The sequence below is a fragment of the Aeromonas sp. sif2433 genome, from assembly GCF_019218705.1.
Classification (GTDB): Bacteria; Pseudomonadota; Gammaproteobacteria; order Enterobacterales; family Aeromonadaceae; genus Aeromonas; species Aeromonas encheleia.
The window spans coordinates 24,736-49,136 of the sequence record NZ_JAHUXD010000007.1; the positions used below are offsets into that span (position 1 = coordinate 24,736).

At 61.0% G+C, this 24,401-nt stretch carries 27 protein-coding genes; 8 read left to right on the forward strand and 19 right to left on the reverse strand.

Features of this window, described 5'->3' with window-relative positions; translation table 11 throughout:
- The first annotated feature begins 102 nt into the window (after positions 1-102).
- Positions 103-582 carry a DUF1456 family protein gene (locus KW825_RS12020; RefSeq protein ID WP_218329349.1) on the forward strand — a complete coding sequence of 160 codons (480 nt, stop codon included), beginning with the start codon at positions 103-105 and terminating at the stop codon, positions 580-582.
- 3 nt (positions 583-585) lie between these two features.
- Positions 586-1,509 (forward strand): N-acetylmuramoyl-L-alanine amidase, encoded by a 924-nt coding sequence (locus KW825_RS12025; RefSeq protein WP_218329350.1) that lies wholly within the window; start codon positions 586-588, stop codon positions 1,507-1,509.
- Positions 1,510-1,707: 198 nt separating this feature from the next.
- Here KW825_RS12025 and pdxJ read toward each other — a convergent pair whose 3' ends face one another.
- From pdxJ to rpoE, 10 genes are all read right to left on the reverse strand, one after another.
- Entirely contained in the window at positions 1,708-2,445 is a 738-nt protein-coding gene (gene pdxJ / locus KW825_RS12030) for a pyridoxine 5'-phosphate synthase (RefSeq protein WP_218329351.1), read from the reverse strand.
- A gap of 326 nt (positions 2,446-2,771) precedes the next feature.
- Positions 2,772-3,470 (reverse strand): DNA repair protein RecO, encoded by a 699-nt coding sequence (recO, locus tag KW825_RS12035; protein WP_218329352.1) that lies wholly within the window; start codon positions 3,468-3,470, stop codon positions 2,772-2,774.
- A gap of 14 nt (positions 3,471-3,484) precedes the next feature.
- The gene (era, locus tag KW825_RS12040) at positions 3,485-4,390 is read right to left on the reverse strand and encodes a GTPase Era (protein ID WP_042653051.1); all 906 of its coding nucleotides are present in this window, start codon (positions 4,388-4,390) and stop codon (positions 3,485-3,487) included.
- Positions 4,387-5,058: a ribonuclease III gene (gene rnc, locus KW825_RS12045; protein ID WP_042653052.1), complete on the reverse strand. Its 672-nt coding sequence runs from the start codon at positions 5,056-5,058 to the stop codon at positions 4,387-4,389. Before rnc ends, era begins: the two co-directional genes overlap by 4 nt.
- Positions 5,059-5,982 (reverse strand): signal peptidase I, encoded by a 924-nt coding sequence (gene lepB, locus KW825_RS12050; RefSeq protein ID WP_218329353.1) that lies wholly within the window; start codon positions 5,980-5,982, stop codon positions 5,059-5,061.
- Between the two features lie 3 nt (positions 5,983-5,985).
- Positions 5,986-7,779, reverse strand: a complete 1,794-nt coding sequence (gene lepA / locus KW825_RS12055; RefSeq protein ID WP_042653054.1) for a translation elongation factor 4 — start codon at positions 7,777-7,779, stop codon at positions 5,986-5,988.
- A gap of 171 nt (positions 7,780-7,950) precedes the next feature.
- Positions 7,951-8,412, reverse strand: coding sequence for a SoxR reducing system RseC family protein (locus tag KW825_RS12060; RefSeq protein WP_218291698.1), 462 nt, complete (start codon positions 8,410-8,412; stop codon positions 7,951-7,953).
- A 90-nt stretch (positions 8,413-8,502) separates the two neighbouring features.
- Positions 8,503-9,483: a MucB/RseB C-terminal domain-containing protein gene (locus KW825_RS12065; RefSeq protein WP_042653056.1), complete on the reverse strand. Its 981-nt coding sequence runs from the start codon at positions 9,481-9,483 to the stop codon at positions 8,503-8,505.
- A 21-nt stretch (positions 9,484-9,504) separates the two neighbouring features.
- Positions 9,505-10,089 carry an RseA family anti-sigma factor gene (locus tag KW825_RS12070; RefSeq protein WP_042653057.1) on the reverse strand — a complete coding sequence of 195 codons (585 nt, stop codon included), beginning with the start codon at positions 10,087-10,089 and terminating at the stop codon, positions 9,505-9,507.
- Between the two features lie 23 nt (positions 10,090-10,112).
- Positions 10,113-10,694 (reverse strand): RNA polymerase sigma factor RpoE, encoded by a 582-nt coding sequence (rpoE, locus tag KW825_RS12075; protein ID WP_042653058.1) that lies wholly within the window; start codon positions 10,692-10,694, stop codon positions 10,113-10,115.
- A gap of 181 nt (positions 10,695-10,875) precedes the next feature.
- Here rpoE and nadB point away from each other — a divergent pair, with 181 nt between their 5' ends.
- Positions 10,876-12,483, forward strand: coding sequence for an L-aspartate oxidase (nadB, locus tag KW825_RS12080; RefSeq protein ID WP_042653059.1), 1,608 nt, complete (start codon positions 10,876-10,878; stop codon positions 12,481-12,483).
- A gap of 73 nt (positions 12,484-12,556) precedes the next feature.
- On the opposite strand, the gene KW825_RS12085 is transcribed toward nadB, so the two are convergent.
- Together KW825_RS12085 and KW825_RS12090 are read right to left on the reverse strand one after the other, a co-directional pair.
- Positions 12,557-12,931 carry a protein YgfX gene (locus KW825_RS12085; RefSeq protein ID WP_218329479.1) on the reverse strand — a complete coding sequence of 125 codons (375 nt, stop codon included), beginning with the start codon at positions 12,929-12,931 and terminating at the stop codon, positions 12,557-12,559.
- Between the two features lie 62 nt (positions 12,932-12,993).
- A complete protein-coding gene (locus tag KW825_RS12090; RefSeq protein ID WP_042653061.1) occupies positions 12,994-13,263 on the reverse strand; it encodes a succinate dehydrogenase assembly factor 2 in 270 nt (89 codons plus the stop codon).
- 113 nt (positions 13,264-13,376) lie between these two features.
- On the opposite strand from KW825_RS12090, the gene ygfZ reads away from it, so the two are divergent.
- The gene (ygfZ, locus tag KW825_RS12095; protein WP_218329354.1) at positions 13,377-14,288 is read left to right on the forward strand and encodes a tRNA-modifying protein YgfZ; all 912 of its coding nucleotides are present in this window, start codon (positions 13,377-13,379) and stop codon (positions 14,286-14,288) included.
- 26 nt (positions 14,289-14,314) lie between these two features.
- Here the strand turns inward: ygfZ and KW825_RS12100 are convergent, their stop codons facing one another.
- Positions 14,315-15,220, reverse strand: coding sequence for a LysR family transcriptional regulator (locus tag KW825_RS12100; protein ID WP_218329355.1), 906 nt, complete (start codon positions 15,218-15,220; stop codon positions 14,315-14,317).
- A 122-nt stretch (positions 15,221-15,342) separates the two neighbouring features.
- Between KW825_RS12100 and KW825_RS12105 the strand changes: the two genes are divergently transcribed.
- Positions 15,343-15,780 carry a PACE efflux transporter gene (locus tag KW825_RS12105; RefSeq protein ID WP_042653064.1) on the forward strand — a complete coding sequence of 146 codons (438 nt, stop codon included), beginning with the start codon at positions 15,343-15,345 and terminating at the stop codon, positions 15,778-15,780.
- Between the two features lie 76 nt (positions 15,781-15,856).
- Here the strand turns inward: KW825_RS12105 and KW825_RS12110 are convergent, their stop codons facing one another.
- Complete coding sequence (locus KW825_RS12110) at positions 15,857-16,198, reverse strand: hypothetical protein (RefSeq protein WP_042653065.1); 342 nt, start codon at positions 16,196-16,198, stop codon at positions 15,857-15,859.
- Positions 16,199-16,391: 193 nt separating this feature from the next.
- Here KW825_RS12110 and cutA point away from each other — a divergent pair, with 193 nt between their 5' ends.
- From cutA to KW825_RS12125, 3 genes are all read left to right on the forward strand, one after another.
- Positions 16,392-16,709: a divalent-cation tolerance protein CutA gene (cutA, locus tag KW825_RS12115; RefSeq protein ID WP_218291630.1), complete on the forward strand. Its 318-nt coding sequence runs from the start codon at positions 16,392-16,394 to the stop codon at positions 16,707-16,709.
- A complete protein-coding gene (locus KW825_RS12120) occupies positions 16,706-18,487 on the forward strand; it encodes a protein-disulfide reductase DsbD (RefSeq protein ID WP_218329356.1) in 1,782 nt (593 codons plus the stop codon). The genes cutA and KW825_RS12120 overlap by 4 nt, the downstream gene beginning before the upstream one ends.
- A 134-nt stretch (positions 18,488-18,621) precedes the next feature.
- Positions 18,622-19,044: a hypothetical protein gene (locus KW825_RS12125; RefSeq protein ID WP_042653068.1), complete on the forward strand. Its 423-nt coding sequence runs from the start codon at positions 18,622-18,624 to the stop codon at positions 19,042-19,044.
- A 4-nt stretch (positions 19,045-19,048) separates the two neighbouring features.
- Here the strand turns inward: KW825_RS12125 and KW825_RS12130 are convergent, their stop codons facing one another.
- From KW825_RS12130 to KW825_RS12150, 5 genes are all read right to left on the reverse strand, one after another.
- Positions 19,049-19,471, reverse strand: a complete 423-nt coding sequence (locus KW825_RS12130) for a hypothetical protein (protein WP_126623402.1) — start codon at positions 19,469-19,471, stop codon at positions 19,049-19,051.
- Positions 19,438-20,136 carry a hypothetical protein gene (locus KW825_RS12135; RefSeq protein WP_218329357.1) on the reverse strand — a complete coding sequence of 233 codons (699 nt, stop codon included), beginning with the start codon at positions 20,134-20,136 and terminating at the stop codon, positions 19,438-19,440. The genes KW825_RS12130 and KW825_RS12135 overlap by 34 nt, the downstream gene beginning before the upstream one ends.
- 234 nt (positions 20,137-20,370) lie before the next feature.
- Entirely contained in the window at positions 20,371-21,675 is a 1,305-nt protein-coding gene (locus tag KW825_RS12140; protein WP_218329358.1) for an FAD-binding oxidoreductase, read from the reverse strand.
- 305 nt (positions 21,676-21,980) lie between these two features.
- Positions 21,981-23,060 carry a class II fructose-bisphosphate aldolase gene (gene fbaA, locus KW825_RS12145; protein WP_042653072.1) on the reverse strand — a complete coding sequence of 360 codons (1,080 nt, stop codon included), beginning with the start codon at positions 23,058-23,060 and terminating at the stop codon, positions 21,981-21,983.
- A 115-nt stretch (positions 23,061-23,175) separates the two neighbouring features.
- Complete coding sequence (locus KW825_RS12150; protein WP_042653073.1) at positions 23,176-24,339, reverse strand: phosphoglycerate kinase; 1,164 nt, start codon at positions 24,337-24,339, stop codon at positions 23,176-23,178.
- Positions 24,340-24,401 lie beyond the last annotated feature (62 nt).

Sequence of the window (24,401 nt, forward strand, 5' to 3'; positions counted from 1 at the left end):
TGGCAAGGGGCTCACCGCCACCCAAGCGAGGCGGGCTGACCCGCTTTTTCTGACGAAGAGTCCGGTAAATGGTAAAGTTGCGCCGTTTCTACAGGAGTCAACATGACGAACAACGATATTCTGCGCCGTCTGCGCTACGCCCTCACCATCAGCAATAACCAGATGGTCGACATGTTTGCCAAGGGCAACCTGACCGTCGATCACGCCCAGCTGCACAGCTGGTTGCTGAAAGGCGCCGAGGAAGGGGAAGAGCAGGACCCGGGCTTTGTCGCCTGTCCCGATGCGGCCCTTAGCCAGTTCCTCGACGGCTTCATCATCACGCGCCGTGGCGTGCGGGAAGGGGCGCCGGCCCAGGTGATCCCGAACCGGATCAACAACAACCTGATCCTGCGCAAGCTGCGCATCGGCCTCGACTACAAGGAAGAGGACATGCTCGGCACCCTGAAGCTGGCCGACTTCAACCTGTCCAAATCCGAGCTGAGTGCCCTGTTCCGCTCCAAGGATCACAAGCACTATCAGGATTGCGGGGATCAGATCCTGCGCAACTTCCTCATCGGCCTGACCACCAAGTACCGCGCCTGAGCCATGGGCCAGCGTGTTCGCCCCCCGTCAGCCCACCCCGAGGTGGCCGGTGGGCGGCGCTGGCCATCACTCTTCTCCCGCCTCGGACGGCGTAGCGGGTGGCACAGCCTGCTGTCATGCTGCCTGTTCCTTGGTCTGAGCGCCTGCCAGCCCGCCTCCTATCGGCTCGATTCCCGCTATGCCAGCGCCAACCAGAATGAGCGCATCGCCTTCCTGATCCTGCACTACACAGATGAAGACGACACCCACTCCCTGCGCCTGCTGACCGAGCCGCAGTACAAGGTGAGCGCCCACTACCTGATCCCCCGCGACACAGACCAGACGCCGCTGCCCATCTACCAGCTGGTGCCCGACAGCCAGCGCGCCTGGCATGCGGGCCGCAGCCGCTGGCATCAATATGCCGGGCTCAACGCCAGCTCGCTCGGCATCGAGATCGTCAACCTGGGCTACGAGACCGGGCAGGAACTGCTTCCCGTCCAGCTGCGCCACTGGCAGCCCTATACCCAGGCCCAGATCGCCGCCGTCGGCGCCCTGGCGCAGGAGCTCATCCGCCGTTACCAGATACCGCAGACCCAGGTGCTGGGTCACAGCGATGTCGCGCCCGAGCGCAAGCAGGACCCCGGTCCGCTCTTTCCCTGGCGCGAACTCGCCCTGCGATACGGCGTCGGCGCCTGGCCGGACGAAGCCAGGGTCGAGCAGTTGCGCCGGCAGCCGGCCCCCGCCTGGGATGCCCTCGCCTGGCAGCAACAACTCGCCCGCTACGGCTACGGCATAGCCCCGAGTGGCGACTGGGATGAGCAGAGCCGCACCGTGCTGAGCGCCTTCCAGCTCCACTTTCGCCCGGCCCTCGTCAACGGTGAGCCGGATGCCGAGAGCCAGGCCATTCTCAGCGCCTTAATGGAGCGTTACTTCCCCGAGTCTCGCTGAGCTGTGCACATCTCCGGCTCAGCCCCACTTCTCCCCCACCCTCATCAGCGGTGAGCCGGATGCCGAGTGCCAGCAGGCATCCCTCACCGTCCTGTGGAGCGTGACTTCCCGATGCCCTGAGCCCGCCTATCTCCTGACAACGAAGAGGGACGCCGCGGCGTCCCTCTTGCTATCTCATCCATCCATCATCAATGACGATCAGATCCCCTGGCGGGCTTCCTGCATCAGCAGGCGCATGTCGCTGACCGCTTTGGCCAGGCCGTCGAAGGCGGCACGGCCTATGATGGCGTGGCCGATGTTGAGCTCATAGAGCTCGGGGATGGCGGCGATGGCCTTGACGTTGTGGTAGTGCAGGCCGTGGCCGGCATTCACCTTGAGCCCCTTGCCGGCGGCATAGGAGGCGCCGGCAGCGATGCGCTTGAACTCGGCGTTGCGCTCCGCATCCGTGGTGGCATCGGCATAACGGCCAGTGTGGATCTCGATGAAGGGGGCGCCGCTGGCGGCGGCGGCGTCGATCTGCAGCGGATCCGCATCGATAAACAGCGACACCTGGGCACCGACGGCCGCGAGGCGGGTCACCGCATCGGCGATCTTGTCGAGCTGGCCCGCCACGTCCAGGCCCCCTTCGGTGGTCACCTCGGTGCGCTTCTCAGGCACCAGGCAGACGAACTGGGGCTGGATGCGGCAGGCGATGCCGATCATCTCCTCGGTCACCGCCATCTCCAGGTTCATCCTGGTCTGGATGGTATGACGCAGGATCTCGACGTCACGGTCGGTGATATGGCGGCGATCTTCCCGCAGGTGAACCGTGATGCCATCGGCACCGGCCTGTTCGGCCACGAAGGCGGCCTGTACCGGATCCGGATACTGGGTGCCGCGGGCATTACGCAGGGTGGCGATATGGTCGATGTTCACACCCAGGTAGATCTCGCTCATTGCTTACTCCTTGATACAGGTCATCTGTTAACTGTGTGGCTGGCGGTAGACCCCCAGCCTCTGATATCCGTATGTCAGCTCGTAGGTTCGATTAGCGCAGCGTAATCGGACGTCGGTAACATTCTTACCGTGCCGGGTAACGCCGCAAAACGGTTAGCCCAAGCTACTTCGCCGCTTTAAAAACAACTCCCGGCTCTTCAACTGGCGTTTGCTGAAACATGAAAGGCTGCAGCGCCAATCCGCGTTAGCTTTTCCGTTTCAAAAACAACTCCCGGCTCTTCAACTGGCGTTTGCTGAAACATGAGAGGCTGCAGCGCCAATCCGCGTTAGCTTTTCCGTTTCAAAAACAACTCCCGGCTCTTTAACTGGCGTTTGCCGAGATAGGGCTGCAGCGCCAGCCGGCTGAAACGCTTGGCCGCCTGCAGCAAGGGGGGACTGTCGAAACGCCCCTCGGCGAAGGCCAACAGGTGGGCGCCGAGGAACAGGGTACGGGGATCCGGCGCCCGCTCGCAAGCGACAAAGCCGAGCTCGCGCTCGAAGCCGTACAGCAGCTCGGGTTGGATCGCGGACTCATCGTCGGCGGCATATTCGAAATCCACCGCGTAGCCGAGCGCCTGCAGCAGCAGGAATTCGAAGCGACGCAGGGGCAGCTCGGGGGTCTCGCCATCCGCCAGCGCCATCAGGGCACGGGCATAGGCATCGAACACCTCGGGGAAGGGGGTATGAGCCTCCAGCAGGTAGTAGACCAGTTCGTTGAGATAGAGGCCGTAGAACAGGCGGTCACCGCCGAGACGCAGGGAGTGATCCGGGCATTCGACCTGGGCGAGGTTCTTGAGATCGCCCTTGCCACGCCAACTCAGGGTGAGCAGGGTGAAGGGTTGCAGCAGCCCCTTCAGAGGGGAGCGTGGCCCGCGAGAACCGCGAGCCACCAGGGTAAAGCGGCCACTATCCTGGGTGAATACCTCGACCAGCTGGCTGGTCTCCCGATAGGGCCGACTGTGGATGACGAAAGCCGGACTCAGCAATCGCTCAGCGCCACTTAGTCATCGCCATAGCCGAGACTGCGCAGGGCGCGCTCGTCATCGGCCCAGCCCGATTTGACCTTGACCCACAGTTCCAGGTGCACCTTGTTCTGGAACAACCGTTCCATGTCGAGGCGCGCCTCTGTGCCTATGGTCTTGATCTTCTCGCCCTTGTTGCCGATGACCATCTTCTTCTGGCCTTCACGTTCAACCAGGATCAGGCCGTGGATATGGTAGAGACCGTTCTCCTCCACCTTGAAGCGTTCGATCTCCACCGTCACCGAATAAGGCAGCTCCTCACCGGTGAAGCGCATCAGCTTCTCACGGATGATCTCGGAGGCCATGAAGCGGGACGAGCGGTCGGTCACGTAATCTTCCGGGAAGAAGTGGTTGTTTTCCGGCAGCAGATCCTTGGCCCACTCGCGGATCTTCTCCACGTTGGTACCCTTCTCGGCACTGATGGGCAGGATGTGGGAGAACTTCATCTGCTGACCCAGCCACTCCAGGTGCGGCAGCAGGTCTTCCTTGTCCTTGACGTTGTCTACCTTGTTGACCGCCAGCACCACGGGACAGGGCAGATGGCGCAGCTTGCCGAGCACCATCTCGTCATCCTTGGTCCAGTGGGTACCGTCGACCATGAATACCACCATGGCCACGTCCCCCAGCGAACTGGTGGCGGCGCGGTTCATCAATCGGTTGATGGCCCGCTTCTCCTCGATGTGCAGACCCGGGGTATCCACAAAGATGGTTTGATAGTTGTCCTCGGTGTCGATCCCCAAGATCCGGTGACGGGTAGTCTGGGGCTTCTTCGAGGTGATGCTGACCTTCTGGCCGAGCAGCTTGTTGAGCAGGGTGGACTTGCCCACGTTGGGGCGGCCTACGATGGCGACAAAGCCGCAATAGGTGGTATCTGTATCTGTCATGACAGTCTTTCCAATGCTTGCTGCGCCGCGGCCTGTTCGGCCTTGCGACGGCTGGTGCCGACCCCGACCAGCGGACCATCCAGGCCATCCACGTCACACTGGACGGTGAACTCCTGGTTGTGGGCTTCGCCCTTGACGTTGGTCACTGTGTAGGTCGGCAGGGATTTACGGCTTCCCTGCAAAATTTCCTGCAGCCGGGTCTTGGGATCCTTCTGCTCAATGCCTGGCTTGATCTCGTCCAGGCGGCTGGCATACCAGCTCAGCAGCAGGGTCCGCACCGTCTCCAGATTGGTATCCAGATAGACTGCGCCGATCACCGCCTCGACCGTGTCGGCCAGGATCGACTCACGGCGAAAACCGCCGCTCTTGAGCTCACCCGGCCCCAGGATCAGGTGATCCCCGAGATCGAACTCCCGGCCGAGCTCGGCCAGGGTCTTCTCCCGCACCAGGGTGGCGCGCATCCGGCTGAGGTCCCCTTCCGCCGCTTGCGGGAAGCGGTGGAACAGGTCGTCGGCAATCACCAGACTCAGGATGGAGTCACCCAGGAATTCCAGTCGCTCGTTGTGACGGGAACCGGCGCTGCGGTGAGTCAGCGCCCGGGTCAATCGGTCTTGATCTTGAAAGACATGCCCGAGACGGGACTGCAGTCTGTTCATCTTGATATTCATTTACTTGATTCCGCCAATGCGGTTGAAGCGCACACCAGTCGGTACCCAGCTTGGCAAACTGGAACCTTCCTCGCGCTCGAATTCGAAACTGATCCAGATGGCGACCGCCTTGCCCACCAGGTTCTGCTCGGGCACGAAGCCCCAGAATCGGCTGTCGGTACTGTTGTCGCGGTTGTCGCCCATCACGAAATACTGGCCTTCCGGCACCACCCACTCATCGGGGTAGGTCCCCGGCTGGCGGTAATAACGGTCGACCAGATCGGGCATCAGGGGGTTGCGCAGGGTCTCGTGAGAGACGCTGCCCAGCTGTTCGGTGTACCGATCCAGCGGGATCCCCATCTGGCTAAATTCGCCCCTTTGTTCAAACTTGACGTCGAGCTTCTTGAAGCCCGGGCACGTTTTCCCTTCCTGCTCCTCGCACTTGGATCTGATCATCAGCTCCTTGTTGCGATAGATGACCCGATCCCCCGGCATGCCGACCACTCGCTTGATGTAGTCCACCCGGGTATCCAGCGGATACTTGAACACCACCACATCGCCACGCTCGGGGGCGCCTGTCTCCAGGAACTTGGTGTTGGTCACGGGATCACGCAGGCCGTAGGCGAACTTCTCCACCAGGATGAAGTCGCCCACCAGCAGGGTGGGCATCATGGAGCCAGACGGGATCTGGAACGGTTCGAAGATGAAGGAACGCAGGATCAGCACCAGCGCAATGACCGGGAAGACCCCGCCGGTCTGTTCGATCCAGACCGGCATGGGGGCCACCTTGGCCAGCGTCTTCTCATCGATGTTCGGGCCGGCGTTGGCACGGGCTGCCGCAATCTTGGCCGCCCGTTGCTTGGACCAGACCAGCTTGTCGACGGTCCAGATGATGCCGGTCAGTACGGTGACAATCGCCAGGATCAGGGAAAAGGTGCTAGCCATCGATTAGTCCTTGCCTACGTGGAGGATCGCGAGGAAGGCCTCTTGCGGCACGTCGACACGGCCCAGGGACTTCATCCGCTTCTTGCCTTCTTTCTGCTTGTTCAGCAGCTTCTTCTTCCGGCTCACGTCACCGCCGTAGCACTTGGCGGTCACGTCCTTGCGCAGGGCCTTGACGGTGCTGCGGGCGATGATCTGGTTGCCGATGGACGCCTGAATCGCGATGTCGAACATCTGGCGCGGGATCAGCTCACGCATCTTCTCCACCACCTGGCGACCGCGATACTGGGCGTTCTCCTTGTGGGTGATGATGGCCAGGGCATCGACGCGCTCACCGTTGATCATGATGTCGAGGCGCACCATCTCGGAGGTCTCGAAGCGCTTGAAGCCGTAATCCAGCGAGGCGTAGCCGCGGCTGGTGGACTTGAGGCGATCGAAGAAATCGAGCACCACTTCCGCCATCGGGATCTCGTAGGTCAGGGCCACCTGCTTGCCGTGATAGACCATGTTGGTCTGCACGCCACGCTTCTCGATACAGAGGGTGATGACGTTGCCCATGTACTCCTGCGGCAGCAGGATGTTGCACTCGGCGATGGGCTCACGCATCTCTTTGATGTTGTTGACCGGGGGCATCGCAGACGGGCTGTCGATGTGGATGGTCTCGCCATTGTTCAGCTCGATCTCATACACCACGGTCGGCGCCGTGGTGATCAGATCCAGATCGTATTCCCGCTCCAGGCGCTCCTGGATGATCTCCATGTGCAGCATGCCGAGGAAGCCACAACGGAAGCCGAAGCCCAGTGCGGTGGAGCTTTCCGGCTCGAAGAACAGGGAGGCATCGTTCAGGGAGAGCTTGTCCAGCGCATCACGGAATGACTCATAGTCATCGCTGGAGATGGGGAACAGGCCCGCATAGACCTGCGGCTTGACCTTCTTGAAGCCCGCCAGCGCCTTGTCGGCACCGTTCTTGGCCTGAGTCAGGGTATCGCCCACCGGCGCGCCATGGATGTCCTTGATGCCGCAGACGACCCAACCTACCTCGCCACAGCCCAGACCCTGGGTATCCACCTGCTTGGGGGTGAAGATACCGATACGATCCACGCCCCACACCTGACCGGTGCTCATCACCTTGATCTTGTCGTTCTTCTTGAGCGAACCGTTCTTGATCCGCACCAGGGAGACGACGCCAAGGTAGGAGTCGAACCAGGAGTCGATGATCAGCGCCTGCAGCGGGGCATCCGGATCCCCTTCCGGGGGCGGGATGCGGGCCACGATCTCTTCCAATACCAGATCGACCCCCAGACCGGTCTTGGCGGAGCAGCGCACCGCATCGATGGCGTCGATGCCGACGATGTCTTCGATCTCTTCCGCGACCCGCTCGGGTTCGGCGGCCGGCAGGTCGATCTTGTTCAGGATCGGCACCACTTCCAGCTCCATCTCCATGGCGGTGTAGCAGTTGGCCAGAGTCTGTGCCTCAACCCCCTGACCGGCATCCACCACCAGCAAAGCCCCTTCACAGGCCGCCAGGGAGCGGGAAACCTCGTAGGAGAAATCCACGTGGCCCGGGGTGTCGATAAAGTTCAGCTGATAGGTGTTACCGTCTTGTGCCTGGTAGTTCAGGGTCACACTCTGTGCTTTGATGGTAATGCCGCGCTCGCGCTCCAGATCCATGGAGTCAAGCACCTGAGCCTGCATCTCGCGGGAGGACAGGCCGCCACAAGTCTGGATCAGACGGTCCGACAGGGTCGATTTACCGTGGTCGATGTGCGCAATAATCGAAAAGTTACGAATGTGTTTCATCGAGCAAGAATCACTCAAAATTAAGTTAGGGTCGGATATGAGGGCAGGATTTTACTGGATAACCCGGTCGACGGCCAATCTTTAGTCGACGGGCACCAGAAATAGCGCCTTGTCTGGCAGGCGTTAGGCACCATTTCGGGCACAAAGAGGCCCGAAACAGGATCTTGCCACTCAGGAAAGGTGACGGGTATTGAGTACCACGCCGAGCATGCGAGGACCGTATTCCCCTTGCTCGAGCCGAGCAGAAAAGTAACGAACCAGTGAAAAACCTAGGGTGCCGCCCAGCAGGCAGCTGAGGATGGTCACCCCCTCCCCCGCCGACAGCAGCGGTGCCAGCCAGAGCTGGCCGAGCAGGGCCCCCAGCAACAGACAGAACAGCGGCAGCACATAGACCAGGGCGGCTCCCCGCAGGATGCTTGCCTGCGGGATGCCGAGCCGGATCTGCTGACCGACCATGACTTCGGCGGTCAGCGCCACCCGCAGTCGCTGCGACTTCAGGGGAAAGGCCTTGGCGACGGTGCCGGTGCCGCAGTTGGACTGCTGATGGCAACCGCTGCAGGCGGAGCGCCGTTCGCACTCCACCCAGGCATGTTGGCCATCGATGGCCACCACGGTCGCCAGCTCTTCACTCATTTCACTCACCAGAGGGATCCAGACTAGCAGCAACAGATTTATCCAATCTGAACACGGCCGCCCCGCCCGGGCAAGTGGAATGGCTCAGTCTCATTGCACCGCCTCATTGCGCGCCAGCGGCTGCACCGACTCGGCGATACGCTTGGCCGTCTCGGCCGGGACTTCCCCGACCACGGTGATCTCCACCCCGACCTCGTTGACATAGCTCACCAGGGAGGTGGCTCCCTGCCGGATCAACTGCTGGCGCACCGCCTGCTTGGGATCGACCCTGGCCACATAGACAGAGAGATCCACCAGTCCATCCGACAACATCATGTAGTCCACCGGCAGGCTGGTGCTGACCAGCTGGTGGCGGTCCTGGGACAACACCTTGAAGCCGGCCGGCAGCCAGGTCAGATGCCAGTTCAGGGTCTGCTGGGGGGCAGGATAGGCATCTTCCAGCTCCAGCGCCTCGGGCAGCTTGCTGTTGACCAGGGTCACCAGCCAGGGCGCCGGCGCCGACTGACGGTCCAGATCGACCCCCAGCACCTGCTCCACCAGGCTCCCTTCCCGATCCACCATGTCCACCCGCAGCAGCAGGTGGCTCTGCTCATCTATCCAGAGCACGAAACCGTACTTGTCCGTCTCTTTCGGCACCAATCTGACGACCTGTGCCACCAGACCGGCCACCCGGCTGCGGCCAGCCAGCACGGGATCATAGCTTTCCAGCACCCGGGGCAGCGGCATCTTCACCAGGGTCGACCACACACCAGGGAAGCGCGCGCCCTTGAGCGTGTAGGGTTCGTGGGTGTTTTCGAAGAAGGTGTATTCATTCTGGCGTTGCAGGTACTCCACCGTCTTGCCATCGAGGTAGCTCAGATGGGCCACCTCTTTGCCGTCGATCACCCCATGACTGAAGCGGATGGGTTCGAGGCGCCCCTGACGGGCCTTGACCATGGATAATTCGAAATTCTGTTGAGAGACGGCACTCTGCATCTGCTGCAACAAGGCCTCGGCCGACAGTTCGTCGGCCGAGGCCTTGGCACAAATTAGCAGGAGAGAGGCCAGCAAGATACGGCTGGACTGGCGCACGATCTGATCCCTAAAAATGCGTTATTCCTGGATCTGCTTGTCTTGTAGCAGACGTTGTTGCAATTGATGATCACGCAGGAAGGCATTGATCCGCTCACGCTGCTCTTGCATCTGTTGCTCGTTCAACCCTTGTTGACGAGTCGTGGCGCGGTTCCCATCTTGCGGATAGTGCACGCTCACCGGCGTCGCACTGCCACCGACGGGTATGGTGTTGAGCACCGGGTTGGCCGGCATACCGTCCTGACCCTGATATTGCTGAACCCCGAAGATGACGGCAGCGGCAACCGATGCGGCGATGGCATACTGCCCCACCTGCTGGCTGACGCGACGCAGCAAGGGCAACACCTTGGCCCTGTGCACCTGTGGCGCGGCTGGCTGTACCGGCTTGGGGGCCAGTATGGTCGGTTCGTCTTCCAGCGCCAGCATTATGCTGTCGCTGAGATCCAGTTGCAGATTGACCGGCAGGTCCCCCCGCATGGCATCACCGATCAGATGGTAGCGAGCCCAGGTATCCTGCAGTGCCGGATCCGTTCCCAGCTCATTCAGTACCTCAACATCGCTCAGGTCACCATCCATCAGGGCTGAGAGTTGCTCTTGATTTGCCATAAGTTTGCCTGTCTTTCCCCAGTTTAATTCTCGATCAGAGGTTGCAGCTTTTTGTCGATTGCTTCCCTCGCCCGGAAGATACGGGATCTCACCGTACCCACAGGACAATCCATGATCTCCGCAATCTCTTCGTAGCTCAGCCCTTCCAGTTCACGAAGGGTGATCGCTGTTCTCAAGTCTTCAGGCAAGGCTTCTATGGCGGCAAACACGGTACGCTTGATCTCATCGGTCAGCGCCAGGTTTTCCGGGGTGGCCACCTCTTGCAAGGCTTCACCACCACCATAATATTCAGCCTCGTCTGCTTCGACATCACTGCTGGGCGGTCTGCGCCCCTGTGAGGTCAGGTAATTTTTGGCCGTGTTGACGGCGATCCGGTACAACCAGGTGTAAAACGCGCTCTCGCCACGGAATGTCGGTAACGCACGGTAAGCCTTGATAAAGGCCTCCTGCGCCACATCCGGTACATCGCCCGGATTGTTGACATACCTGGCCACCAGGTTGACCACCTTATGCTGGTATTTTTTTACCAACAGGTTGAATGCATTTTTATCGCCACGCTGGACCCGTTCAACCAGCTGTTCGTCCAGTAGATTCTGGTCGCTCATCAGAGCCGTAAAACCCCCATCAGGTTATCGTTTTTCTTTTCCGGCCCTTTCTAAGCGCACAAGTTCAGACAGGAGGAATCAGAGAAAGTTCGCTTGCATTGAAAAAAATGTGATGCGAGCTGCATCACAACCCCCCTTGGGCTACCATGGGGCCAGTTCTTTATCCAGGCCAATGATACTTATGAAAGCAAGTGTTGAATACCTTTGCGACGTACTGATCATTGGCAGCGGTGCCGCCGGTCTGTCTCTCGCGTTGCGATTGGCAGATCAGGCCAAAGTCCTGGTTCTGAGCAAGGGGCCCATCAGTGAGGGGGCCACTTTCTATGCGCAAGGAGGCATCGCTGCCGTGTTCGACGAGACCGACAGCATCGAATCCCACGTGAGCGACACGCTCAACGCCGGGGCCGGGTTATGTGACCCGGCCGTGGTGGAGTTCACCGCCCGCAACGCCCGCGACTCCATCCAGTGGCTGATCCAGCAGGGGGTCCCCTTCGATCAGGAGGAGGATGCCGAGGGAGAATCCCACTATCACCTGACCCGGGAAGGGGGCCATAGCCATCGCCGCATCTTCCACGCGGCCGATGCCACCGGCAAGGCGGTGCAGCTCACCCTGATCGATCAGGTGCGGGCCCACCCCAACATCCGGCTGATGGAGCGCTTCAATGCGGTCGATCTCATCACCACCCGCAAGCTCAATCTGCCGGGCAACAAGGTGCTCGGCGCCTATGTCTGGAACCGCAACGTAGAGCAGGTCGAGGTGATCCGCGCCCGCTTCGTGGCGCTGGCCACCGGCGGGGCCTCCAAGGTGTATCAGTACACCTCCAACCCGGATGTCAGCTCAGGGGATGGCATCGCCATGGCCTGGCGGGCCGGCTGCCGGGTGGCGAATCTGGAGTTCAACCAGTTCCACCCCACCAGCCTGTTCCATCCGGACGACCCCAACTTTCTGCTGACCGAGGCGTTGCGTGGCGAAGGTGCCTATCTGCGCCGGCCCGATGGCAGCCGCTTCATGCTGGACTTCGACGAGCGCGCCGAGCTGGCGCCGCGTGACATAGTCGCCCGCGCCATCGACCACGAGATGAAGCGGCTCGGTGCCGACTGCATGTACCTGGACATCAGCCACAAGCCGGCCGACTTCATCATCAAGCACTTCCCGACCATCCACGAGCGCTGCCTCGCGGTGGGGATCGACATCACCAAGGAGGCCATGCCCATAGTTCCGGCGGCGCACTACACCTGCGGTGGCGTGATGATAGATGGCAGTGGACAGACCGATATTCCCGGCCTCTACGCCATCGGCGAGGTGACCTACACCGGCCTGCACGGCGCCAACCGCATGGCCTCCAACTCCCTGCTCGAGTGCGTGGTCTATGCCCATCAGGCGGGGGCCGACATCCTGGCCAAGCTGCCCATGAGCGTGGAGCCGCCCAAGCTGCCAGCCTGGGACGAGAGCCAGGTGGATGACTCGGACGAACAGGTGGTGATCCAGCACAACTGGCACGAGCTGCGCCTGATGATGTGGGACTACGTGGGGATAGTGCGGACCAACAAGCGCCTTGCCCGCGCCAAGCGCCGCATCGACCTGCTCAAGCAGGAGGTGCAGGAGTACTACGCCAACTTCCGGGTCTCCAACAACCTGCTGGAGCTGCGCAACCTGTTGCAGGTGGCCGAGCTCATCGTCAACTGCGCCCTGCAGCGCAAGGAGTCCCGCGGCCTGCACTACAACCTGGACTACCCGGAGATGCAGCCGGACCCCAAGCCCACGGTACTGACACCGGATCGGGAATAACCCCTCCGCCAGTTGTCACCAAATGACCCCGCTCCGGCGGGGTCATCTATTGATGGGTCATTGGAAAATGCGGTTAACGAGGGGGATTGAGATGAATGGCGCGGGCCAGCGCCCGATAGTGCTCCGGCGCCAGCGCATCCGAGCAGAGCCAGAGCTGTACCTCGGGCAACTCGCCCTCTCGCAGCCGCAACCAGAGCACACCGGGCAGGATGCGGCAGCGGGCCCCCAGCCGGTAACGCCGCCCCTGCCACTCCAGCCATTCGCCATCCCAGATCAGCTCACCACGGATGAGCATGACCCGACGCCAGGCGAGCCAGAGGCCCGCCAGCCAGCAAGGTAGAAACAGCCCCCACTGCCAACCCCGGATCAGGCTGGCGGTGGGCCACAGCAACAACAGAAATAGCATGAGCAGCAGCAGGCGCTGCCGCCGGGAGACGATGACGGGCATCACGACCCGCATCAGGGGACTGGCACCGGTGACGGGCTGGGCCGCATGTCAGGCGCGGGGGATCAGCTTTGGCGGTCGTGACGGGCCTGGTTGCGCTCCAGGATCAGCGGGATCATGGCGGCGAAGGCAGGATCTTCCGGCACGCCGTGGCCCATGCACCACTTGAACAGATCCGGGTCATCGCTCTCCAGCAGGCGGATGAAGGTCTGTTGATCATCCTCGCCGAGGGCATCGAACTCGTGTTCGAGAAAAGGCATAAAGATCACATCCAGTTCGAGCATGCCGCGGCGGCAGGCCCATTTCAGGCGGGACTTTTCAATTGGACTCAACATGGCACTCTCCTTACAAAGACCCGAGGATGGTAGCAGCTGGATTTTCCGGCTGACAAACATTCCTTACGTCTTTACCATGCAGGTCACATACTTTCTGTCTCTGGAATACCATCGTGAGCCTGCTAACGCCTGTTTTTCCTGCCGAGCCAACCCTCTTCCCCCTGACTGACCTCGCCATCACCAGCCTGAGCGGCATCGATCGTGTCAAATATCTGCAAGGCCAGGTCACCTGCGATGTCAATACGCTGCAACCGGGTCAGAGCACCCTCGGCGGCCACTGCGATGCCAAGGGCAAGCTGTGGAGCGATTTCCGTCTGCTCTGCCTCGAAGAGCATCTGCTGCTGCTGACCAAGTCCTCGGTGCTGGCGCGCCAGCTGCCCGAGCTCAAGAAGTTCGCGGTGTTCGCCAAGGTCGAGATCGCCGCCTATCCGGGTCAGGCGGTCGGTGTGGCCGGCCAGGGAACGGATGCCTGGATGGCGGCGCAGTTCGCCATTGAAACGACGGCCCTGATCCCGGGCGGCATGGCGGTGCGGATCGAAACCGATCGCTGGCTGCTGGTCAGCGAGCCGCCGCTGAGCCTCGGCCTGCCCGCCGGGCAGGAGTCACTCTGGTGGGGACTGGACATCAAGGCCGGCATCCCGCACCTGGAAGCCGTGCATCAGGGGGAATACATTCCCCAGATGCTGAACCTGCAGGCGCTGGACGGCATCAGCTTCACCAAGGGCTGTTACATGGGGCAGGAGATAGTGGCGCGCGCCAAGTATCGCGGCGCCAACAACCGGGCCCTGTTCGTGCTGGCGGGCTCGGCTGCCAATCCCGTAGCCAGTGGCGATGCGCTGGAGATCCGGCTCGGTGACAACTGGCGACGCAGCGGCATGGTGCTGAACGCCTGGCAGCAGGATGGTCAGCTGTGGCTCACCGCCGTGCTGCCAAAAGATACCGAGACCGACGCCCAATTCCGCCTCAAGCAGGAAGAGGCCTCCAGCCTCAGCCTGCAACCCCTGCCCTACCCGCTGATCGACTGAGTTCGCGGCCCGACCACAACAGACACTCAGGAGGCGCGCCCCACCTGCTCACGTCGGGCATGCTGGATCAGCGCCTCCTTCAGCCAGCGACCCGCGGCGCCAAGCGGCTGCGCCCGCTGCCACAGCAGCTCTATCCCCATGCTCCACTCCTGATCCAGAAACGCGACGGGCAGTTTCACCACCTCGCCCCGGGTCAGCGGCCCCTGCAGCAGGTACTCCGGCACCGAGCCCCAGCCCAGTCCCCGCTTGATCAACTCCAGCACGGCCCCGTCCCCCTCGACCCACCAGACGCTGGGGGAGAAGCGAAACCGCTCCCGCTCCACGCCGCCACGGCGGCCGGTCACCATCAGCTGGCGGGCGGTCTTCAGCTCGGCGAGTCCGATGGGGCCCTTGCTCGCCAGGGGGTGGGTCGGGGCGGCGATGATGGGGAGATTCAGCCGACCGAGGGAGTGAAAGGCCAGCGCCGGATCTTGCTGCAACCGCTCGTAGCTGATGCCGAGGTGCGCCCGCCCCTCCTGCAGCAGCAGGGTGAGATCCTCGAGCATGGGGAAGAGCAGCTCCAGCTCCAGCATGGGGAACTCGCAGGCGAAGCGCTCAAGCACCTCACCGATCCAGGGCAACTGGGAGCCGTCATCGATGGCCAGGGTGAGGCGGGGCTCCACCCCGCCGTGCAGCTCACGGGCCACCGCCTGCAACTGATCGCTGCTGGCCAGCACCGACTGGGCCTCCACCCTGAGGCGCTCCCCCGCCGCCGTCAGCACCGGGTAGCGACCCGAGCGATCGAACAACTCGAGGCCGAGATCGATCTCCAGGTTGGCGATGGCCGTGCTCACCACGGATTGGGCCTTGCCCAGCCGGCGGGCGGCGGCCGAGAAAGATCCCGTCTCCGCCGCCGCCAGCAGCGCCTTGAGTTGTTCCAGTGAAAGGTTCATGTCTCAGTCTCCCTCATCAATGTATCTATTTTAACGATACATACTAACGAGAACCTATGCGTTTTTATGGATAGATTAGCCCCCATCATGTCGTTAGACACATTGCTTAGAGGGAGATGAATATGCGTAACACTCGCGACCGCCTGCGCCATGCCGTTGGTTTTGAACTGATTGGTCTGTTGATCGCCGCCCCCCTGGCAAGCTGGGTCACCGGCGTCGGCCTCAATCACATGGGTCCGCTTGCCCTGTTCTTCTCGGTGGTCGCCACCGTCTGGAACTATGTCTACAACATCGGGGTGGACAAGCTGTTGCTTCGCTATCAGGGCCACACCCACAAGTCGCTGTGGCAACGAGTCCTGCATACCTTCGGCTTCGAGGGGGGGCTGCTGCTGGTTGCCCTGCCGGTGATGTCCTGGTGGCTCGACATCAGCCTGCTGGAGGCGCTGGTGCTGGATCTGGGCTTCGTGCTGTTCTACCTGGTCTATGCCTTCGTCTACAACTGGAGCTATGACAAGGTGTTTCCCATCCCGGGCCAGTCGGCACAGCGGGTTACGGGTTAACGGAGCAGGGGATAAACGAGGCACCATCATGCGGCAGGCATGATGGTGCTGAGAGGGCTGGCGGGGAGACCCGTGCTCAGGCCTGGGCCTTCGCCTCTTCGGTGGGGGCCTCGGTCTGGGCCGCTTCCTGGTTCAGCATGGCCTCTAGATCGCTCTGGTACTGGTTCAGCATGCGCTGGGCCGCGACCAGGTCACCCTTGTGCAGACGCTCGAACAGATGGTGCTGCACCACGCCGTTGAGGTACTCCACCGTGATGGGTTGTTCCAGCGCCGACAGCAACTCCTCTTTCTCCAGCTCGGCGTTGATTTCATCGACGCTGGTGCGCAGCAGACCGGCCAGTTGTACCAACATGCGGCGCTCGCCTTCACGCAGCAGGCTCAACATGCGGTTTCTCTGCTGCTCATTCTGTTGGGTCATACATTTCCTTACGTAGAGTGGGAACAAGCCCGCTCATTCTGCCCTGTCCTTTTCACAGCGTCTATCTCAGGCGCATCACTTATTTGTACGCCGGGTGCCGGGCCCGCATCGGGTGCTATTTCCCCCTTTGCTCGGTATAGTAACGGCTGATCCAGAGGGCCGACTGGCCCCCTCAGACGAGACCTGTCATACCATGACCGACGCTATTCTGGTGCTCTGCACCTGTCCAGACGAGGCCAGTGCCGACCTCATCTGCGAGCAACTGCTGACCAGGCACCTCGCCGCCTGCATCAATCAACTGCCAGGGCTCACCTCCGTCTATCGCTGGCAGGGGAAAATTGAGCGCGCGCGCGAAATCCAGCTCATCATCAAGTCCAGGGCCCCGCTGTTCGAGCCCCTGCGCCAGTGCATCCTTGAGCATCATCCCTATGAGGTGCCGGAAGTCCTGGCGCTCCCGACAAGCCAGGGCCATCAACCCTATCTCGACTGGTTAACACAGGAAACCTCATGATCGTGCTGCGCCTGTTCTCACCCCTGCTGCTCCTGCTGGCCCTGCTGACATCCCCCGCACAGGCCAGCAGCAACGACCTGCTGAGCTCCCTCGGCATCGAGGCCGGCACCCAACCCAAGTTCCTGAAGGTCGATGAGGCCTTCGTCCTGGACAGCGAACAACAGGGTGACAAGCTGCTGCTGAGCCTGCGCATCGCCGATGGCTACTATCTCTACCGTCATCGCTTCAGCTTCCAGGGGCAGAACCTCACCTTCGATGCCCCCGAGTTGCCCGCCGGCACTGAGCACGAGGATGACTTCTTCGGCAAGACCCGGGTCTATTACCAGGAGGTGCAGATCCCCGTCACCCTGACCGAGGTAGGCCAGCAGGCCAGCCTCAAGATCAGCTATCAGGGCTGTACCGATGGCCTCTGCTACCCGCCCACCGACAAGCTGATCGAGGTGCAGCCCATCGCGGCCACCCCAGCCGTCAGCGCTGCGGGAGCGGCGAGTGCAGACCCCGCCACTGCGCCGGCCAGCAGCCAGCAGGATCGGCTGGCGGCCGCCCTCGGCAGCCAGGGCTTCTGGCTCAGCATCGCCGCCTTCTTCGCACTGGGGCTGGGGCTCGCCTTCACCCCCTGCGTCTTCCCCATGTACCCCATACTGACCGGCATCATCGCCGGCGCGGGCCAGCGTCTCTCCACCCGTCGCGCCTTCCTGCTCTCCTTCGTCTATGTGCAGGGCATGGCGGTCACCTACACCCTGCTCGGGTTGGTGGTCGCCTCGGCCGGGCTCAAGTTCCAGGCCGCGCTGCAGCACCCCTATGTGCTGATCGGCCTCTCCGTCATGTTCGTGCTGCTGGCGCTCTCCATGTTCGGGCTCTATACCCTGCAACTGCCGAGCAGCCTGCAAACCCGGCTCTCCGGCCTCTCCAATCGTCAGCAGGGCGGCTCGGTGGCGGGGGTCGGCATCATGGGCATGATCTCCGGCCTGGTCTGCTCCCCCTGCACCACGGCCCCGCTGTCGGGGGCGCTGATCTACGTGGCCCAGAGCGGCGATCTCTGGCTCGGCGGCGCGGCGCTCTATGCGCTCTCCCTGGGGATGGGGCTGCCACTGCTGCTGCTCGGCACCTCGGGGGGCAAGCTGCTGCCCAGAGCCGGCGCCTGGATGGATGTGATCAAGCAACTGTTTGGTTTTGCGCTGCTGGCGGTGCCCGTGCTGCTGCTGTCACGACTGTGGAGCGAGCAGGTCACCAGCCTGCTCTGGCTGGGCTGGGGCTTGCTGCTGTGCGGTTACCTCTACCATCATCAGCAACGTCAGCCCCACTCCATCGGCAGGAGCCTGTGCGGCTTCGTGCTGCTGCTGGCGATGATGGGGGCCGTGGTGGCGGCCAGGGATCTGTTGCTACCCGACCAGCGGCCCCAGGCCAGCACCCAGACCGAGGCGCCGCCGTTTATCCGCATCAAGACCCTGGATGATCTCAGGACCCAGCTCGCCGCCGCCCGTGGCAAGCCGGTACTGCTGGATCTCTATGCCGACTGGTGCGTGGCCTGCAAGGAGTTCGAGCACAAGACCTTCAGCGATCCCGCGGTGCGTGCCCGCTTCAACGACATGGTGTTGCTGCAGGCGGATGTCACCGCCAACGACGATGTCGACGTCGAGCTGCTCAACGGCCTGAACGTGTTGGGACTGCCGACCCTGATCTTCTTCGACAGCGCCGGTAATGAGGTCAGCGGTCAGCGGGTGACCGGCTTTATGGGCCCCGCCGAGTTCCTCGGCCAGCTCGACAAGCTGCGCTAACCAGAGGCCGGCTCGGAGCCCCTGAGTCGGCGTTCTCGTCAGCCGGCAGTCACTGATTTTTCTGACCATCCCTTGTATCTGCGGGGCGGCATGGCAAAATTCGCCCTTTCCCGTCTCGTTCGTCCGGAGTTTTGATGAAAAAGTGGTTCATCCCCCTGCTGGCCCTCTGGCTCTCTGGCTGCAATACGGGTCCAGGTGAAGAGGCGATCCAGAGCCAGGTCACCGCCAAGCTGCAGGCCGAAACCGATCCCAATCTGTTTGATATCAGTGACTTCACCGTTCTCGGCAAGGAGGAGCGGATGGACGGCGTCTACCTGGTCAAGGTGAGCTACCAGGTGCGCTTCAAGCAGGGACTGGATCAGCTGCAGATCCTGCACGATGAGGATCTCGTCTACGACAGGGTCGGCCCCTTTCAGCAGGAGATGGCCCTGATGGAGCTGGAGCGCAAATACGGCGAGTTCGAGGCGGGACAGGCGCTGCCACAAGAAACCGAAGTCTGGATGATGAAGACGGAACAGGGCTGGCGCCTGGCGGTGCCAACCCAGCAAGCAGGTTGATGCCTTACCCTTTATTCTTCCAGGCGACCAGCGAGATGGCGACATCGTTATAATCGCCATCATTCTGGTCTTCAATGGAAATATTATATCCATAGCCAATGACAGAGCCGTCATTGGTCGTAATATTATAAGTGTTGATACTGCTGCTCAATGCTGCGGATTGAGGTTCATCTATCAGCAATTTGACCTGCCCATTCTGAACAAAATCTGCCCCCTGTGCCAGCGGTGGATTAATATCCACGCTCTGCTTCTGATTATCAAAATATACCTTGCTGCCATCATAGAGCTTCGCCTTCACCTGGAATCCAGCCTGAGTCGTCACAAACCAGGACATATAATAACCGGCAGGGAATGAGTCGATATTAAATATTTTACTCGCCATGATATTACCCCTCAGGATTGGGTTGCCGACAAGAAATTCTGCCACTCGAAATTCATGGCCGTGGAGTAGATGTTCTGTGCCTTGTTTTCATCTATGGCTCCGGGATGTGCACGCTGGTATTGATCCAGAAAGTTGCCCATGGCATAGGCACCGGAGGTGCTGTCGTTGGCCGTTATCCAGGGGCCATACAGGTTGCCGGGCGATGGCGGCATCAGCTGATTGGCGAGCCAGTACCAGAGGTATTCGCAAGGGATCATCATGATGAGGGTGTAGATGGGATCGGCATGGGAGGCCGTGTCCGACTCGAATTGGGCATAATCACGACACGCGGGGGTCGGCACCACCCCGCTGGCATCACGGACATGCCATATAGTGGGAAACGCCTCGTTATACGTCTGGTATCTTTTATATTTCTCCAGCAGGAAAAACTTTAATCCCTCATCATCCGTGCGACTCTCCGCCGCCAAGTAACTCTGGGCACCGTTAAAACAATAATAAGCATCACTGACGTTGAATCCACCATAGATAACGGGATCCAGATTGGCATTCTTGATACCGTCAATATAGGGGGTCACCAGTGTCTTTTGCGCAATAGGCAGACAGGGTTGCCATAAACGCCAGAATAGAGAGTCGGCAGGAGGAGGGGCACTGGACAAGCCATGCCTCTCCAGCAACATATTGTCAAACTGGAGCCGTCTTGGGCTGAACATATTATTTCCTTATATCCCGTGTTATTGCAGGAACGGGTCGCCATGGTGACTCCCGCGCCTTCCGTGCCAGCCACCAACAAGGATTCGTTCGTGAACAAGCCAGATCACTATAGCCAAGGAATAAGGTTTCATATGATGCTTAACCACCTTTCGGTGATCACACAGATCAGGAGGTTGATTTCCAATATGTTTTTGTTTTCCGGCCCTCCTGCCCATGGAGAGGCCGGCGCGAGATCACATCAGATCCTTCATCCTGTGCCACAGCATCCCCAGCGCCAGCAGGGGTGAACGCAGGGCCGGGCCGCCGGGGAAGGTCATGTGGGGTACGGTGCTGAACAGATCGAAGCCACGGCTCTCCCCCACGATCGCCTCCGCCACCAGCTTGGCCGCCATGTGGGTGGCGTTGAGGCCATGACCTGAATAGGCCTGGGCGTAGAACACATTGGGATATTCCTTGAGGCGCCCGATCTGCGGCAAGCGGTTGGCCCCTATGCCGATCATGCCGCCCCACTGGAATTCGATGGCGGTGCCGGCCAGCTCGGGGAAGACCCGCAGCAGCTTGGGCAGCATAAAGGCCTTTATATCCTTAGGATCGCGCCCAGAATAGTTGCAGGCACCGCCAAACAGCAGCCGGCCATCGGCCGACAACCGGTAATAATCGAGCGCCACGTTCTGATCGCACACCGCCATGTTTTGCGGCAGCAGGCGCTGGCGCAGCCGCTTCTCCAGCACCTCGGTGGCGAGGATATAGGAACCGGCCGGCAGCACCCGTCCACCCAGCTCGGGATTGAGATCGTTGAGGTAGGCGTTGCAGCCGATCACCAGATAGTCGGCACTGACCCGGCCATGGGCCGTGGTGACCTCTACCCGATCGCCATAGTCGATGTCGATCACCCTGGACTGCTCGAACAGCGCCACACCGAGGCTAGCCGCGGCACGGGCCTCGCCGAGCGCCAGGTTGAGGGGATGCAGGTGGCCGGAACCCATGTCGATCATGCCACCAATATAGCGCTCGGAACCGACCACCGAGCCCATCTCGGCCTGGGGCACCAGCCTGGTCTCATGCTGGTAACCCAGGCTGGCCAGATGCGCCATCTCCTCCTCGAATCCGGTCAGATGGCGCGCCTTGGTAGCGAGATCGCAATAGCCCCAGCGCAGGTCGCAGTCGATGTTGAAGCGCTCGATCCGCTCGCGCACCAGCTGCACCGCCTCCAGCCCCATCAGATCCAGCTCGCGTACCCCCTGCTCGCCGATCCAGCGGGCAAACTGGCTGGTGTCGTGGCCGATGCCGCGAATGAGCTGGCCGCCGTTGCGGCCCGAGGCACCCCAGCCGATGCGGTTCGCCTCCAGCAGGGCCACCCTGTAGCCCGCCTCTGCCAGATTGATGGCGGTGTTCAGCCCGGTGAAGCCACCGCCTATGATGCACACATCGGCATCGAGCTCACCGCTGAGCTCGGGCCACTGCTGATGGTCGTTGCGGGTCGCCGCATAGTAGGAGGTGACGTGCTCCTGGTGTCCGTTGTGTCTTCCTGTCTGCATACTTAGCATCCTGCCTTGGTCGCATTCGTTTACTAAATTAAACATTATGTCATCGATAATACCCACCCAATGGGCACTGATCCAGCCTGTCGGGATCACAGAAATGCAAAAGGTGCCCCAAAAGGCACCTTTTTATCCTCATCTCCTGGCTCAGCCTGCTCCCGGAGTGCTGTAGCACAGCAGGCGCCACTGATAAGAGCGCCTTGTCATCGCCACCAATCCCTGACCCCATATGCCTCCGGAGCGCAGCAACGCAAAAGGCGCCCCGAAGGGCGCCTTTTTATGCAATCAGTGACGGTAACGAATTACAGTACGTTGATGGCGTTCAGGTCGGAGAAGGCTTTCTCCAGACGGGCGATCATGGAAGTCTGACCGGCACGCAGCCATACGCGCGGATCGTAGAACTTCTTGTTCGGCTTGTCAGCGCCTTCCGGGTTGCCCAGCTGGCCTTGCAGGTAGGCTTCGTTGGTCTTGTAGAAGTTCAACAGACCTTCCCAGGTAGCCCACTGGGTGTCGGTGTCGATGTTCATCTTCACGACGCCATAGGAGATGGATTCGCGGATCTCTTCCAGGGTGGAACCTGAGCCACCGTGGAACACGAAGTCCAGGGACTTGGCAGGCAGACCAAACTTCTCGGAAACGAATTTCTGGGAAGCGTCCAGGATGGACGGGGTCAGCTTGACGTTACCCGGCTTGTAAACACCGTGCACGTTGCCGAAGGAGGCAGCGATGGTGAAACGCGGGCTGATCTTGGACAGACGCTCGTAGGCGTAAGCCACGTCTTCCGGCTGGGTGTAGAGGGCGGATTGATCCATGTGGCTGTTGTCCACACCGTCTTCTTCGCCACCGGTGCAACCCAGTTCCAGCTCCAGGGTCATGTTCATCTTGGCCATGCGAGTCAGGTACTCACAGCAGATGTCGATGTTCTCTTCCAGCGGCTCTTCAGACAGATCCAGCATGTGGGAGGAGAACAGCGGCTTGCCGGTCTCGGCGAAGTGCTTCTCGCCCGCGTCCAGCAGACCGTCGATCCACGGCAGCAGCTTCTTGGCGGCGTGGTCGGTGTGCAGGATAACAGGAACCCCGTAGGCGGCAGCAACGGCGTGCACATGCTTGGCACCGGAGATGGCACCCAGGATGGCGGCTTGCTGACCTTCCAGCTTCAGGCCCTTACCGGCGGTGAACACGGCACCACCGTTGGAGAACTGAACGATGACCGGAGCCTTCACATTGGCGGCAGCTTCCAGTACAGCGTTGACGGAGTCGGTACCGACGCAGTTAACGGCTGGCAGAGCGAAGCCGTTCTCTTTGGCGATGGCGAACACTTTTTGAACGTCATCACCAGTGATTACGCCGGGTTTTACGAAGTCGAAAATTTTCTTAGACATGTTAAATCGTCCTGTTCTCGTATGCCGTTAATAAAAAATGGGGGTTCATCATGAACCGGCACAGCGGTCACATGATAAACGAAACGGGAGGCTTTTGCCCCCCGTCCCGGGTCAATTAGGCCTTGGCGCGCTGTTCCAGCATCGCAACGGCCGGCAGTACCTTGCCCTCTACAAACTCCAGGAAGGCGCCGCCGCCGGTGGAGATGTAGGAAACCTTGTCAGCGATACCGAACTTGTCGATAGCGGCCAGGGTGTCACCACCGCCAGCGATGGAGAAGGCCGGGGAGGCGGCGATCGCTTCGGCGATAACCTTGGTGCCTGCCGAGAACTGGTCGAACTCGAACACGCCGACCGGGCCGTTCCACAGAATGGTCTTGGCGTTCATGATGATGTCGGCCAGGGCCTTGGCAGAGTCAGGGCCGATGTCGAAGATCATGTCACCGTCGGTCACGTCAGCGACGGACTTGATGGTAGCCGGGGTGGATTCGGAGAACTCGGTGCCCACGACCACGTCGGTGGTCACCGGAATGTTGGTCTCGGCGGCCAGTTTCTTGGCGGTGTCGAGCAGGTCGTGTTCGCACAGGGACTTGCCGACGTTGTGACCGGCAGCGGCGATGAAGGTGTTGGCGATGCCACCACCGACCACCAGCTGGTCAGCGATCTTGGAGAGGGATTCCAGCACGGTCAGCTTGGTGGAGACCTTGGAGCCGCCCACGATGGCAACCATCGGGCGCTCGGGCTTCAGCATGGCCTTGCCCAGGGCTTCCAGCTCACCGGCCAGCAGCGGACCGGCACAAGCAACGGGGGCGAACTGAGCCACACCGTAGGTAGAACCTTCGGCGCGGTGAGCGGTACCGAATGCATCCATTACGAAGATGTCACACAGGGCGGCGTATTTTTTGGCCAGCTCTTCGGTGTTCTTCTTCTCGCCCTTGTTGAAGCGGCAGTTTTCCAGCACAACCAGCTCACCGGCGGCGACTTCTACGCCATCCAGATAATCCTTGGCCAGGCGAACCGGGCAGGACAGAGCGTCTTTCAGATAGTTGACAACCGGAGCCAGGGAGAATTCTTCGTTGTATTCACCCTCGGTCGGACGACCCAGGTGGGAGGTGATCATCAGCTTGGCGCCCTTTTCCAGAGCCAGCTTGATGGTCGGCAGCGTTGCCACGATACGTGCGTCGGAAGTGACCTTGCCGTCTTTTACCGGTACGTTCAGGTCAGCACGGATCAGAACGCGTTTACCCGCCAGATCCAGGTCGGTCATCTTGATAACAGACATATTCAGTCCTCTATATTTTCAGGTAATGTTAAAAACAGTAACCTTGCGCCCGGTGCAGGCTC